A 14543-nucleotide genomic window follows, 5' to 3' on the forward strand; every position below is an offset into this window, starting at 1 on the left:
GAGGACATCATGACAATCATCCGTTCCGTCGACGAACTGAGAGCCATTTATGGCGAGGTGAAGGAAACCTCTTACACCAAAGTCACCAGGGCGTTGACGCCGGGTTACAGGCGGATGATCGAAGCATCGCCATTCATGGCGCTGGCAACCGTGGGGCCGGAGGGACTGGATTGCTCACCGCGTGGTGACAAGGGCGGCATTATCAGGGTTGTTGATGACAAGACGCTGATGCTGCCGGATTGGCATGGCAACAAGCGTGTGGATTCGCTGACCAACATCGTGCGCGATCCCCGCGTGGCCCTTCTGTTCCTGGTACCCGGTTCCAACACAACGATGCGTGTGAACGGAACTGCCGAGGTGTCAATCGACCCCGAATTGCTTCAGAGCTTTGAGATGGATGGCAAGCATCCGCGAACGGTCGTTGTTTTCACGATTGGTGAGGTCTATTTCCAGTGCGCGCGCGCATTGCTGCGCTCAGAACTGTGGAACCCGGACAATTTCCTTGATCCCGCGTCCTTACCCACGCCGGGCGCACTGGTTAAAGATGCAAAAGCGGATTTCGATCAGGAAACCTATGATCGCGAGTGGCCGAAAATCGCTGAGAAAACCATGTGGTGAGTGGGTGAGAAACCGCGGATGCGGTTTTCTACTTGTAAATGAGCCAGCTCTTGCCGCCATAATTTTTCTGCATGCCGTCCTGGAAAAGCACGGTGCGGTTCCGTCCTGTTTCCTTGGCCTGGTAAAGCGCGATATCGGCGTTTGCATAGAACTCGCCGGGATTTTGCGCCTGCGATGCCATCGTGTAGCCAAGGGATATTGTGACCTGACCGTAGTCGATCCCGGATTTCGAGTGGCGGAACGGGGTCTTCTCGAGCGTGGTTCTGATCCGTTCGCACATCACGTTGATTTCTTCCTGGCTGCTGCCTTCGAGAATGATGGCAAATTCTTCACCGCCACTACGGGCAACAAAGATATCCTTGCGCACGCAGGCACGGATGACCGAGGCGACGCTGGCGAGGATCTTGTCTCCCACGGGATGACCGAACGTATCGTTGATACGTTTGAAATTGTCGACATCCACCAACACAAGACCGGAAAATTGCAGGCCGATGGTGCTGTCATACATGGAGGCCAGCTTTTCATCGAAAGCGCGGCGGTTGGAAAGCCGCGTCAGGGAATCGGTGTTGGCGATGCGCTTATATTCATCAAGCTCAAGGCGAACCTGCTGCATTTCCTCGGCATGTCGATCCACGCTTTTGGATGTCGTCTCGTTTTCCGCCATCTTGTTTCCAGTCGCCTCCACAAGCATGGCGACAGCGGTGCGCAGAAGATGGGTACTTGCGTGGTTCTTATCCGCAATACCGGCACGGGTTTCATCCAGAATGCGGTTGTAATTCTCAAGGTTCGTCTGCTCGTGTTGAAGAACACCGAGCACGCGGCTGAGCTCCGTCGCCAGCTTTGCACGGGCCGATTCCAGCAATTGCCCCTGGTTATGATCGAAATACCGTGAACCGAGTTCGTCCAGATCTTCCTGCGTCGCATTATTGCCCAGCGCAGCGAGATCCTTGGTCAAATCCGGATTGGAGCCGATATAGGCTTCGTAGAACAGGCTGTAATTGCGCGGAATGGGAACAACGCCCATATTGCGCATGGCAAACAGAATCTGCGCGGATATATCCAATCCCTTGGACGTCGACGGCATCTTCATCAAGTCACTCCCGGCAATATGTGCGTCTGTAATCCGCGATCATCATAAAGTTCTAATGGAAATCTCAATTAACGAAAATCTGTATTTGTCGAAAATACGAATATTCCAATATGTCCACGGCTCTGTAAGGCCTTGTTTTTAAATAATTAGATTCGCCTAACAAAATCGTGGGTAGCACCCAATATCACCATGCAGCCAAAATTATAGTGGTAATTTCTTATAGGGCCAAAATTTTTTTGTTGTCTTAACAATCGTCAAGAATATCGAAAAAAATGGAGGCGGTTCATGAGAGCCGCCTCCACAGTCTCGTGTTATTTAGGGCCGATCATGTTTTCCGGACGAACATACTGATCGAACTCTTCATTGGTGAGATACCCACCGCCGACCGCTTCTTCGCGAAGCGTCGTGCCGTTCTTGTGCGCGGTCTTGGCGATCTTGGCGCAGGCGTCATATCCCAGCTTGCCATTGAGGGCTGTGACCAGCATGAGCGAGTTTTCGACGCCCTTTTTGATGTTGTCTTCACGGGCTTCAATGCCGACGACGCAATTGTCTGTGAAGGAAACGGCCGCATCGCCTAGAAGTTGTACCGACTGCAGAAAGTTATAGGCCATCATTGGGTTGTAGACGTTGAGTTCGAAATGGCCCTGGCTGCCTGCGAATGTGATAGCCGCCTGATTTCCGAAGATGTGTGCGCAGACCTGGGTCAGAGCTTCCGATTGGGTCGGGTTGACCTTGCCCGGCATAATGGATGAGCCGGGTTCGTTTTCAGGCAATGCCAGTTCACCAAGACCGGCGCGTGGGCCGGAACCGAGGAAGCGGATGTCGTTGGCAATCTTGAACAGTGCGGCCGCCGCGGCATTGATGGCGCCATGGGCAAAGACCATCGCGTCGTGGGCAGCCAGTGCTTCGAACTTGTTGGGGGCCGTTACGAAAGGAAGGCCAGTGATCTTTGCGATCTCTTCGGCAACCTGTTCTGCAAAGCCGACGGGCGCGTTAAGACCTGTACCGACGGCGGTGCCGCCCTGTGCCAGTTCATAAAGACCCGATAGAGTGAGTTCGATGCGCTTGATGGCGGAAGCGACCTGCGCTGCATAGCCGGAAAATTCCTGGCCGAGCGTGAGTGGTGTTGCGTCCTGCGTGTGGGTGCGGCCAATCTTGATGATGTGGGCAAAGCCCTTTGCCTTGGCATCCAGGCTCGCATGCAGGTGCTTGAGGCTTGGCAGCAGGTGGTGAACCATCTGCTCGGCGCAGGCAATGTGCATGGCCGTTGGGTATGTGTCGTTGGACGACTGGCTCATATTGACGTGGTCATTCGGGTGAACGGGCTTCTTGGTGCCCATCTCGCCGCCGAGCATTTCAATCGCCCGGTTGGAAATGACTTCGTTGGCATTCATGTTGGACTGCGTGCCGGAACCGGTCTGCCAAACCACCAGCGGGAAGTGATCGTTGAGCTTGCCATCGATGACCTCTTGTGCGGCCTGGATGATGGTGTCGCCAATCTTCGCATCGAGACCGGCCAGTGCCATGTTTGTGCGGGCAGCGGCCTGCTTGACGATGCCGAGCGCACGTACGACCGATGCGGGTTGCTTTTCCCAGCCGATCTTGAAGTTTCCAAGCGAACGCTGTGCCTGGGCGCCCCAGTAACGGTCGCTTGCAACATCGATCGGGCCAAATGTGTCGGTTTCAGTGCGTGTGGCTGTCATCAGTCCTGCCTCTCCTGTGTATCCTCCGGCAAGCCAGCTTTTCGCTTAAGGCTTTGCGCGCGGGCCGACATATAAAGGGATAGCGCAATCATGGAAAGCCTGTCGCAGCAGCCGGACGCCATATTTCGCCACGGATTTGACGCCGCGCATGGCTTGGTTCCGAAAGTCCGGCAGCGTGGCATTTGGGTCACGTTACTGGAGGCACGGAAATGACGCTCAATGTGTACCCGCGTGACGAAAACTTGTTTGCTCAATGATAAGAAACTAAAGAGAAATTTAACTATTCTGGCCAAACGTGGAGCCCACGCCAGCACGATTTTTGTCGGGCTGGAAACCCATGTCTGATAAAGGATTGGCCTTCTTCCGTTTCTTCCCAAAAGAAGACCAATCAGCTAGACAGACACATACTTCTCATATGCGCATCGATGAATGATGGCGCGGGACGCGGCGAGGATTACATTGAAAATCACATCAGGAAAAATATCGGCAGCATGGATTTTGGCTCTCGGTCTTTCCGTTTCGGCTGGCGTGCCAAGCACCGCCAGTGCCGTCACTCTCATGGATCTTCTGCGTGGTGGACCGGGCAAGGTTGAGCGTGAACGTGAGCGTCAGGAGCGCAGTCTTCCGGGTGTGACCCAGCCAGGTATCGCTGCCACCCGTGATGTGGACCCAGAGCCGCTGCCACGCGTGGCCGGCCCTCGCTATTATACCTACAAGGCAGACAGCACGCGCGTCATCGACAGCTCGAAGTTTTCGTCTGGTCTTGCCGGTGTCAAGGTTTCCGCAACGCCTGAAATCGCCAAGGCTGTGGAAGCCTATTACAACGCCGGTGGTGCGCCTATCTGGGTGTCGAACGGCGACATCAGCGAACGCGCAAGCGCCGTCCTCGCATTCTTTGAAACGGTCGGCGACAGCGGTCTCAACCCTGCCGACTACGCCGTTTCCGCACCATCGCAGGATGTGACCGCCAGCATTTCCGCAGAGCCGCAGGCGCAGGTCCAGAATGTTGCCCTGACCGACGAGCAGAATATTCCGCCTGCGATGATGCAGTTTGAACTGGCATTGTCCGTCAAGGTTCTGACCTATGTGCAGGACACGGCGCGTGGCCGCGTCGATCCCAACAAACTGTCTGGCTATCATGATTTCAAGCGCAAGACGGTCAATCTCGCGCCGGTGCTGAAGCTTGCCAGCATGAGCCCCGATGTCGGCGCTTATCTGCGCAGCCGCGAGCCATCTAATGTCGAATACCAGGCCCTGAAGGCGGAGCTTGTGAAGCTGCGCAACGAGGACCGGGATAGCACCAGCAAGATCGCGGTTCCCACAGACCTCGTTCTGAAGCCGGGTGAAAACAACGTCGAGATGGCGATGGTCGTCAAGGCCATTGAGCATCGCTCATCTGCCGGGTTGAAGACCGAGCACGCCATGACATTGGCTGGCTATCAGCAGACACCGGAATACACGCCTGATCTGGTTGATCTGGTAAAGTCGTTCCAGGCTGAAAATGGTTTGAAGGCCGATGGCGTGATTGGCCGCGCAACCGTGCGCGCCATGACCGGTGACAGCAATGAAGTCAAGATCGCAAAGCTTGAAGTAGCGATGGAACAGGTGCGCTGGCTGCCAGCAGATCTGGGTGACCGCTTCGTGTTCATCAACCAGCCCGCATTCATGGCTTACTACCATAATGAAGGTAAGGAAGATTTCGGCATGAAGGTGGTCATCGGCTCCAAGGCCAACCAGACCTACTTCTTCCAGGATGAGATTCAGACCGTTGAATTCAACCCTTACTGGGGCGTTCCGCAGTCCATCATCGTCAATGAAATGCTGCCAAAGCTGCGTCGTGATCCATCCTATCTGGATCGTCAGGGCTATGAAGTCTCCGTCAACGGCCGCACCGTGTCTTCGTCCAGCGTTGACTGGTACGGTTCGACCAACGCGATTTCGGTTCGCCAGCCGCCAAGCAGCGACAATGCGCTGGGTGACCTGAAGATCCTGTTCCCGAACTCCCACGCCATTTACATGCACGACACGCCAGCCAAGAGCTTCTTCAGCCGCGATATGCGGGCTCTCAGCCACGGCTGCATTCGTCTTGTCGATCCGCGCCGCATGGCTGCTGCCGTTCTGGGCACGAGCATCAACGATGTCGACAAGCAGATTGCCGCTGGCCAGAACCGCGCCGTGCAGGTGCCGGGCAAGATCCCCGTCTATGTTGCCTATTTCACGGCATGGCCAGACAAGGACGGCCACGTGCAGTATTTCGACGACGTCTATGACCGCGACAGCTACGTCATGAAGGCCTTCGACGCGACGACCAAGACGCGCTCGTCATCCATCTGATAGCGAGCGAGCAAGAACAGAAAGCGCCTTGACGGGCGCTTTTTTATTATCAAAGGGCAAGGGCCATGCGGGACATTCAGACGGTACTCGATTCCATTTGCAAGCACATGCAAACCCGTCTGGGTGAGGGCAAGGTTGCTGATTATATCCCGCAACTGGCCAAGGTAGACCCCAAGCAATTTGGTATCGCCGTGACCACTGTCGATGGCGAAACCTATGTGGCCGGGGACGCCCGGGTTCCGTTTTCCATTCAGAGTATTTCCAAGGTGTTCATGCTGACGCTTGCGCTGGGCAAAGCCGGTGAAAGTGTGTGGAAGCGGGTGGGGCGGGAGCCATCTGGTTCATCGTTCAACTCCATCGTTCAGTTGGAGCGCGAGGCGGGTATTCCGCGCAACCCCTTCGTCAATGCTGGCGCTATCGTCATCACCGACATGGTGCTGGCCGGTCACCAGCCGCGCGAGGCCATTGGCGAGTTGCTGCGCTTCATTCAATATCTGGCCAATGACGATACGATTTCCATCGACAACTCCGTCGCGAAATCTGAACAGACGACGGGCTTCAGAAATCTGGCGCTCGCCAATTTCATGCGCAGCTTCGGCAATCTTCACCACCCGGTAGAACACACGTTGGGCGTTTATTTCCATCAATGCGCCATTTCCATGAATTGCGTTCAGTTGGCGCGGGCAGGGCTGTTTCTGGCTAATCATGGCCGCAACCCGGTCACGGGCCATTCAGTGGTATCGGACAAGCGGGCGCGACGCATCAACGCGCTGATGCTGACCTGCGGCCACTATGATGGGTCTGGTGACTTTGCCTATCATGTCGGCCTGCCGGGCAAGAGCGGCGTTGGCGGCGGCATTTTAGTGGTTGCGCCCGGCAAGGCGTCCATCGCCGTCTGGTCTCCTGGTTTGAACGAGGTCGGCAACTCCGCACTGGGTTCTGCAGCACTGGAAATGCTGGCCAACGAAATGGGCTGGTCCGTATTCGGGGCTTGATCTTCCGCTCATATGCGGGCATTGCCTGAGGCCGGGACGCTTCAAACGTTCAGGACCAAGCGAGATTGCCATGACCATTGCCGCAGAAATCGATGACATGCCAGAGGGCGTCGAGCTTGATGAGCAGAGTGGTACTCATCCGCTGTTTGCGCATGTGCCGCAATCCGTCTCGTTCAACAAGCTGCGGAAGCGTCTGCTGCGCAATGTGCGCCAGGCCTTCGAAGATTTCGACATGCTGAAGGGTCAGAAGCGCTGGCTGGTGGGCTTGTCAGGCGGGAAGGACAGCTATGGTCTGCTGGCGCTGCTGCTGGACCTGAAATGGCGTGGCCTGCTGCCGGTTGAGCTCATTGCCTGCAATCTCGATCAGGGCCAGCCTAACTTTCCCAAGCATGTATTGCCGGAATATCTGACCAAGATCGGCATGCAGCACCGCATCGAGTACCGCGACACCTATTCCATCGTGAAGGAAAAAGTGCCTGCGGGTGGCACCTATTGCTCCCTCTGTTCGCGCCTGCGCCGCGGTAATCTCTACCGTATTGCGCGCGAAGAAGGTTGCGATGCGCTGCTTCTGGGTCACCATCGCGAAGATATTCTCGAAACATTTTTCATGAACCTCTTTCACGGCGGACGGTTGGCGGCCATGCCGGCGAAGCTGATGAACGACGAAGGCAACCTGATGGTGCTGCGTCCGCTGGCCTATTGCGCCGAGGACGATATGGCGAAATTTGCCGCAGCCATGGAGTTCCCGATTATTCCCTGTGATCTGTGTGGTTCACAGGATGGTTTGCAGCGAAATGCGATGAAGGACATGTTGGCGGATATCGAACGCCGCATGCCTGGCCGCAAGGATGTGATGTTGCGCGCCATGGCCCACGTCAATCCGTCGCATCTGCTTGACCCGAAGCTTTTTGATTTTGCGGGCCTTGCTGTCACGGAGCCGTCACGCTTGGAGCTTACGTGAGCACAGCATTTCATCCTTAAAAGAAGCCCTTCATGACCATTTCCGATTCCGATCTCGATTACCTTGTTTCCATCGTTGCCGATGCTGGCGTAACTGAGATAATGCCGCGCTTTCGCAACCTCAGTGCCTCCGATGTTTCGGAAAAGACCTCGGTCATCGATCTTGTCACTGAAGCCGATCTTCTGGCGGAAAAAAGCATCACCGCCGCGCTGCTGGAGCGTTTTCCAACGGCTCATATTGTCGGTGAAGAGGCCTATGATGCCGACCGCTCGGTTGTGCCCGCTCTTGTCGATGCTCCCTTGGCCTTCGTGATTGACCCCATCGACGGCACGTTCAATTATGCCTCAGGCCTGCCAGCCTTCGGCACGTTACTGGCCGTAACCATCAAGGGTGAGACCGTCGCAGGTATCATCCATGACCCTGTGATGGGGGACACGGTCGTCTCCGTGAAAGGCGCTGGCGCAAGGTTGATCCGCAAGAACGGCGCAGAGGTGAAACTTGATGTCGCCAAGCCGGTCGAGCTCTCACAGATGGTCGGCGTGTTTTCCTGGGGGCATAGCTTTGAGGAGCGCCGCCCGGTTATCGCGGCCAATCTGACGAAAGCCAAAATGGCGCTTTCGCTGAATTGCTCCGCGCACGAATACTGGCTGGTTTCCAGCGGCAAGATCCACTTCATCGGCCATGAAAAGTTGATGCCCTGGGACCATCTGGCCGGTGTGCTGACGCATCAGGAAGCCGGCGGGTATACGGCCAAATTCGATGGCACGCCCTATCGTCCCGGAGATCTGGCAGGCGGTATCCTGTCTGCCCCCGACAAGGAAAGCTGGAAGATGCTGCGGCGCGAAATCGTCGGCCTTTGATTTGAGACCTGTTGTAATGCGTGTCGTCCACTGGTGCGACATGCCTTGAGGAAGGAACGACCCATGACCGTGGAACTCGACATCGCATCTCTTGCCAACGCCCTGCAAGAGGCGGCGGCAGTGGAAATCCTGCCAAGGTTTCGCAATCTGGGTGAAGGCGATGTGCGGATCAAGACTGAGGCCATCGACCTTGTGACGGAGGCCGATGAAGCTGCCGAACGCCTGATCCGGGCACGCGTGGCCGAGTTCATGCCGGATGCGCTGTTTGTGGGCGAAGAAGCGGTTGCTGCCGATCCGTCCCTGCTGGGCAAGCTGGGGCAGGCGGATCTGGCCGTGGTTGTCGATCCCATCGATGGCACATTCAATTTCGCCGCCGGCCTCCCGCTTTTCGGCGTCATGCTGAGCGTGATTTCCAAGGGCGAGACTGTCGCTGGCCTGATCTACGATCCCATGGGCAATGACTGGGTGATTGCCGAGAAGGGTTCTGGCGCATGGATGTGCAGCGCCGATGGCTCACAAACCCAGATGAGCGTCGTGCCACCGCCAGAGCTTTCACAAATGGTGGGCATCGCCAACACCGGCTATTTTGAAGGTGAAGTGCGCCGCCGGCTGCTGAACAATCTGGCCGATGTGCGCCTGTTCACAAGCTATCGCTGCGCAGCCCATGAGTACCGCATTTTCTGCGGTGGCCACATGCACTTCCTTATGTACAACAAGTTGATGCCTTGGGACCACCTTGCTGGCACGCTGATTTCGCAGGAATCCGGCGCTTACGCAGCACGTCTTGATGGTTCGCCTTACCTGCCCCACCATGTCGATGGCGGGCTTTTGCTGACGGCGAACGAGGAAACCTGGGAACTGCTGCGCGAGAAGATTTTCACGGTCTGAGCCAAGGCTCTCCCGTACAAACGCAAAAGGCGCGGATGTCACCATCCGCGCCTTTTCTGTATTTGGCACATTCAGTGCGTGGGTTTGTTCTGCGGCTGGAAGAGAACGCCCTTTTCACCCAGCAGTACGAACAACAGCCCAACGACCGAAACGACGAAGAAGCCAGCCACCATGGGCAGCGCCGTGCCGTTATAAGCCTGACCGATGACTGCGCCGATCAGCGAGCCGCCAATGGTGCTCATGAAGCCGATGACCGACGAGGCGGTGCCAGCGACGTGGCCAAGGGGTTCCATGGCCAGCGAGTTGAAGTTGGAGCCGATGAGGCCGAACTGGAACATAGCGAGCGCAAACATGACGATGAACAGCACGAATGGCATGGGCTGTGGCCCGTACATCTGTGCCAAGAGCCACACGAAGGTGATGACGATGAAGCCGATCAACGATCCATGCGACAGCTTACGCATGCCAAAACGGCCAACGAGTTTGGAGTTGAGGAACGAGGACAACGCCATGAAGAGTGCGACGCCCGCAAAGGCGGCGGCAAACCAGGGCCCCAGTCCATAAATGCCCTTGTAGACCTGCTCCGCCGAGTTGATGAAGCCGAAGAGCGCACCAAAGATGATTGTGCTGGCGATGGTATAGCAAAGCGCTATCCGGTTGGTCAGCACGATCTTGAAGCCCTGCAAGACGGAGGCGACGGTGAGCGGACGCACATCTTCAGCATGCAGGGTTTCCGGCAAGCGAAGATACATCCACAGGGTCACGATGGCAGCAATGCCCGCCATGAAGCCGAAGATCAGGTGCCAATCGCCGAAGAACAGAACGATCTGTCCGGTTCCGGGTGCGATAACGGGCACGACCATGAAGACCATCATGATGAGCGACATGACTTCCGCCATCTGCCGTCCGCCATAGATATCGCGAACGATGGAAATGGTGATGACGCGTGTGGCAGCCGAGCCGATGCCCTGAATGAAGCGCAGCACGAGAAGGCCTGCAAAGGACGGCACAAAAATAACGGCAATGGACGAGATGATGTAGATCGCCAGGCCGACCAGCATGGGCGTGCGGCGACCGAAACGGTCAGCGAGCGGGCCGTAGAAGAGCTGCGAAATACCAAAGCCTATCAGATAGGCCGAGATGACATATTGACGGTGATTTTCATTGTCGACGCCAAGCGAAGCGCCGATTTCCTGCAAGCCCGGCAACATGATGTCGATTGCCAGCGCATTGAGCGCCATCAACGCTGCTGCCAGCGCGATGAATTCCGTACGCCCCATGGATATGGTGCGCGCTGGATCTGATTGTGAAGGATTTGTCACAGAATTTGTCCCAATAGAACGGCAAAGGCGTTGCTTGGGGCAACGCCTAGACAGGTTTTTAAAAGTAGGGGGGCCGGTCTGCACCGGCCGGAATCATGCCGCGCCGCGGACGCTGATACCCTGTTCCTGAAGATGGTCCTGCAGTTCGCCGGACTGGAACATCTCTCTGATGATGTCACAACCGCCGAGAAACTCGCCCTTGATATAGAGCTGAGGGATGGTGGGCCAATTGGAGTAATCCTTGATACCCTGGCGCAGATCTGCATCGGCAAGCACGTTGACGCTCTTGTACTGCACGCCGAGGTAATCAAGAACCTGAACGACCTGACCGGAGAAACCACACTGTGGAAACTGTGGGGTACCCTTCATGAAAAGCACGATATCGTTGCTCTTCACTTCTCCGTCGATCATTTCGTGAATGCCGCTCATGGCCATATCCTTTCACATGCGGTTCAAGGCCGCTGCTTCGTTTGTTCTTAGATAACACGGGAGCGCACGATTTCCAGCCGGAAATGGCAAAAAATCAAATCCGCCCGAAACCGGCATTGTCAGATATCGAGATTTTCCGCAAATGCCGAGCGATCCTGAATGAAACGGAAACGCGCCTCAGGCTTTGAACCCATGAGGTTATCAACGGCTTCGCGGGTTCCCTCAAAGTCCACGTCATCGATCTCCACCCGCAGCAGTGTGCGTTTGGAGGGGTCCATGGTGGTTTCCTTCAACTGCGCTGGCATCATTTCGCCAAGGCCTTTGAAGCGACCGATCTCGACCTTCTTGCCCTTGAACACCGTCTCCATCAGCTCGGCGCGGTGAGCGTCATCGCGGGCATAGACGGTCTTCGCACCCTGACGGATGACGTAGAGCGGCGGAACGGCCAGATAGAGGTGGCTGCCGCGTATAAGCTCCGGCATTTCCTGATAGAAGAAGGTGATGAGCAGCGAGCAGATATGCGCGCCGTCCACGTCGGCATCTGTCATAATGACGATGCGTTCATATCGCAGATCTTCGTCTCGATATTTGGTGCGCGTGCCACAGCCCAGCGCCTGAATGAGATCGGCAATCTGCTGGTTGGCAGATAGCTTCTCGCGGCTGGCGTTGCCAACGTTGAGGATCTTTCCGCGAAGGGGAAGAATGGCCTGATTGGCGCGGTTGCGCGCCTGCTTCGCAGAACCGCCAGCCGAATCACCCTCGACGATGAACAGTTCGGCGCCCTCAGCAGTGTTCTGCGAGCAATCCGCGAGCTTGCCGGGCAAACGCAGCTTGCGAACGGCCGTCTTGCGGTTGACTTCCTTTTCCTTGCGGCGGCGCAAACGCTCTTCGCAACGTTCGATAACCCAGTCCAGAAGCTTTGCCGCTTCATTAGGGTTGCCAGCCAGATAGTGATCGAACGGATCGCGAAGCGCGTTTTCAACGATGCGCTGTGCTTCCACCGTTGCCAGCTTGTCTTTTGTCTGGCCCACGAATTCCGGTTCGCGAATGAAGACGGACAGCATGCCGACAGCCGAAATCATCACGTCATCGGTCGTGATTTCGCGGGCGCGTTTGTTTTGCGTCAACTCAGCGTAGTTCTTCAGGCCCTTGGTCAGAGCAATGCGCAGGCCAGCCTCATGGGTGCCGCCTTCAGGCGTGGGGATGGTGTTGCAATAGGAATGCAACTGGGCATCGCCACCATACCATGTAACAGCCCATTCCATGGCGCCGTGGCCACCGGTCTTTTCCGTCTTGCCGGCAAAGATTTCGCGCGTGACGGTGAAGTCCTTGCCAAGCGTTGCGGCCAGATAGTCCTTCAATCCGCCGGGGAAGTGGAATACGGCCTTTTCAGGGATGTCACCATCCGGTGGCACCATGCCGGGATCGCAGCTCCAGCGAATTTCCACGCCACCGAACAGATAGGCCTTGGAGCGCGCCATGCGGAAAATCCGCGCCGGTTCAAACTTCGCGTGGTCGCCAAAAATCTGCGGATCCGGGTGAAAGCGAACGCGTGTGCCACGGCGATTGTGAACATCGCCCAGCTCTTCCAGGCCACCCATGGGAATGCCGCGGGAAAAACGCTGGCGATAAAGCTTGCGGTTTCTGGCCACTTCCACTTCGAGAAGGTCCGACAACGCATTGACCACGGATACGCCGACGCCGTGCAGACCGCCTGATGTTTCATAGGCCTTGCCATCGAACTTGCCGCCCGCATGCAGCTTCGTCATGATGACTTCGAGCGTGGATTTGCCCGGAACCTGCGGATGATTTTCCACTGGAATGCCGCGACCATTATCGCTGACCGTCAGGAAGCCTTCCGCATCCAGATGGACTTCGATGAAGTTGGCGTGGCCGGCGACGGCCTCGTCCATTGAGTTGTCTATGACTTCGGCAAACAGGTGGTGCAGCGCTTTTTCGTCCGTGCCGCCAATATACATGCCGGGCCGCATGCGCACCGGCTCCAGCCCTTCGAGAACCCGAATAGAGGACGCGCCATATTCCTGTTCGGAAGACGTGGTCACAGTGGCAGGCTTCGGCGTGCTCGCAACTGCCTTCACGGCAGGCGCAGACTTGGCCACGGCCTCCTTAGGCTCTGGTGGCGTGGCTACAGGTTGGCTTGAAAAAAGATCGTTGCTATCGTCCATTGTGCCCAGTTCAATCAGAATTTGGCCATGCGAGCAGGCTTATGATCTGCCACAGACGGCAACGCATACTTGCTGCTCAAGCACGGATGATCGGTTTTCGCGTATCCGAGGATTGCGCCGCGCACGCCCGGATGGCAAGTGTTGTGGCCGAATTGAATGGGTTCCTCAAGGCATGTCCACAGCTATTTTCACCTTTTGTACTCTTATTTGCCTCTCTGTGGCCATCGTGCCAGCCTCGGCGCAAACCTCTAGCGGGCCGCTGAAACCCTTCAAGGATGAGCTTTTCTCGGCCCAGACGGTGCTTTCCACAGGTGATGGCGGTGCGTCGCAGGTCATCGATTATCAGGAGATGCGCGATATCAACGGCCGGGATGAGACGCCGGAACGCCGCGTCAAGCGGCAATATGTCGACCTTTCGCCAAAGAAGTTCCAGACGCTGGAAACGATTTCCGTCGAGGGCAGGGCGCTTGATGTTGGCCGCGTTGGCCCGGCCTCCGGCCAGGCATTTACGGTGATATTCATCCACGGTCGTGGCGGAGACCGGCGGCTGGGCATGAATGATTACAGCTTCGGCGGAAATTTCAACCGGCTGAAAAACCTCGCCATTGCAAATGGCGGCACCTATTACGCGCCAAGTGCGCGCAGCTTCGACCAGAATGGCGTGGATGACATGGCGGCATTGATTGCCGATGCCAAGGCAAAGTCCGGCGGGCGTCCGGTTATTCTCGCCTGCGCCTCCATGGGCAGCTTCTTGTGTTACGGCATTAGCCGCGATGCACAGGCCGTGGCGAATTTGAAGGGCATGGCAATTCTGGGCGGTGCGGTCGATCCTGATTTTCCGAAAAGCGCATTTGCCAAGGCGAAAAAGCCGGTGTGGTTCACCCATGGCAGTGCAGATACCACGTATTCGGCAGAGCAGCAGGCGGCCATGTTCCGCACGCTGCTGAAGGCAGGACAGCCCGTGCGTTTCACGCTTTACCAGACAGGAACACATGGTACGCCCGTTCGGATGACGGACTGGCGCGCTGTTCTGAACTTTTTGGTTGCGCATTGAGCAGAATTCTCGCCTTGCACTCTTAAATACGTGCAGGCTGCTGAGAATTTAACCAAGGTTGTGAACCAATAACGTTCTTTTTTGTACCAAAACGTGGGCTGAG

Annotated in this window: 12 protein-coding genes; 7 read left to right on the forward strand and 5 right to left on the reverse strand. The window is 56.5% G+C overall.

From position 1 onward, the window contains the following. Window positions 1–9: 9 nt before the first annotated feature. Window positions 10–618 (forward strand): pyridoxamine 5'-phosphate oxidase family protein, encoded by a 609-nt coding sequence (locus RQI55_RS04605; protein WP_243255897.1) that lies wholly within the window; start codon window positions 10–12, stop codon window positions 616–618. Between the two features lie 28 nt (window positions 619–646). On the opposite strand, the gene RQI55_RS04610 is transcribed toward RQI55_RS04605, so the two are convergent. Together RQI55_RS04610 and fumC are read right to left on the reverse strand one after the other, a co-directional pair. After that, a complete protein-coding gene (locus RQI55_RS04610) occupies window positions 647–1708 on the reverse strand; it encodes a GGDEF domain-containing protein (RefSeq protein WP_042619366.1) in 1062 nt (353 codons plus the stop codon). A gap of 311 nt (window positions 1709–2019) precedes the next feature. Beyond that, a complete protein-coding gene (gene fumC, locus RQI55_RS04615) occupies window positions 2020–3411 on the reverse strand; it encodes a class II fumarate hydratase (protein WP_042619367.1) in 1392 nt (463 codons plus the stop codon). A gap of 465 nt (window positions 3412–3876) precedes the next feature. Between fumC and RQI55_RS04620 the strand changes: the two genes are divergently transcribed. From RQI55_RS04620 to RQI55_RS04640, 5 genes are all read left to right on the forward strand, one after another. After that, complete coding sequence (locus RQI55_RS04620) at window positions 3877–5745, forward strand: murein L,D-transpeptidase (RefSeq protein ID WP_409233697.1); 1869 nt, start codon at window positions 3877–3879, stop codon at window positions 5743–5745. A gap of 65 nt (window positions 5746–5810) precedes the next feature. Further along, the gene (locus tag RQI55_RS04625) at window positions 5811–6740 is read left to right on the forward strand and encodes a glutaminase (protein ID WP_042619368.1); all 930 of its coding nucleotides are present in this window, start codon (window positions 5811–5813) and stop codon (window positions 6738–6740) included. Between the two features lie 70 nt (window positions 6741–6810). Beyond that, window positions 6811–7701, forward strand: a complete 891-nt coding sequence (ttcA, locus tag RQI55_RS04630) for a tRNA 2-thiocytidine(32) synthetase TtcA (protein WP_243255899.1) — start codon at window positions 6811–6813, stop codon at window positions 7699–7701. Between the two features lie 32 nt (window positions 7702–7733). Further along, window positions 7734–8561, forward strand: coding sequence for an inositol monophosphatase family protein (locus RQI55_RS04635; protein WP_243255900.1), 828 nt, complete (start codon window positions 7734–7736; stop codon window positions 8559–8561). Between the two features lie 63 nt (window positions 8562–8624). Further along, on the forward strand, window positions 8625–9449 hold the full coding sequence (locus tag RQI55_RS04640) for an inositol monophosphatase family protein (RefSeq protein ID WP_243255902.1): 825 nt from the start codon (window positions 8625–8627) through the stop codon (window positions 9447–9449). Window positions 9450–9520: 71 nt separating this feature from the next. On the opposite strand, the gene RQI55_RS04645 is transcribed toward RQI55_RS04640, so the two are convergent. The 3 genes from RQI55_RS04645 to parE form a co-directional block, all read right to left on the reverse strand. Next, window positions 9521–10729, reverse strand: a complete 1209-nt coding sequence (locus RQI55_RS04645) for a multidrug effflux MFS transporter (protein WP_243256954.1) — start codon at window positions 10727–10729, stop codon at window positions 9521–9523. A gap of 135 nt (window positions 10730–10864) precedes the next feature. After that, window positions 10865–11200, reverse strand: a complete 336-nt coding sequence (gene grxD, locus RQI55_RS04650; RefSeq protein ID WP_042619730.1) for a Grx4 family monothiol glutaredoxin — start codon at window positions 11198–11200, stop codon at window positions 10865–10867. 119 nt (window positions 11201–11319) lie between these two features. Further along, the gene (gene parE, locus RQI55_RS04655) at window positions 11320–13386 is read right to left on the reverse strand and encodes a DNA topoisomerase IV subunit B (RefSeq protein WP_243255903.1); all 2067 of its coding nucleotides are present in this window, start codon (window positions 13384–13386) and stop codon (window positions 11320–11322) included. A gap of 172 nt (window positions 13387–13558) precedes the next feature. Here parE and RQI55_RS04660 point away from each other — a divergent pair, with 172 nt between their 5' ends. Beyond that, window positions 13559–14440 carry an alpha/beta fold hydrolase gene (locus RQI55_RS04660; RefSeq protein ID WP_243255904.1) on the forward strand — a complete coding sequence of 294 codons (882 nt, stop codon included), beginning with the start codon at window positions 13559–13561 and terminating at the stop codon, window positions 14438–14440. Window positions 14441–14543: the final 103 nt, after the last annotated feature.

It is taken from the genome of Rhizobium sp. WCS2018Hpa-16, assembly GCF_031843705.1.
GTDB lineage: Bacteria > Pseudomonadota > Alphaproteobacteria > Rhizobiales > Rhizobiaceae > Agrobacterium > Agrobacterium tumefaciens_C.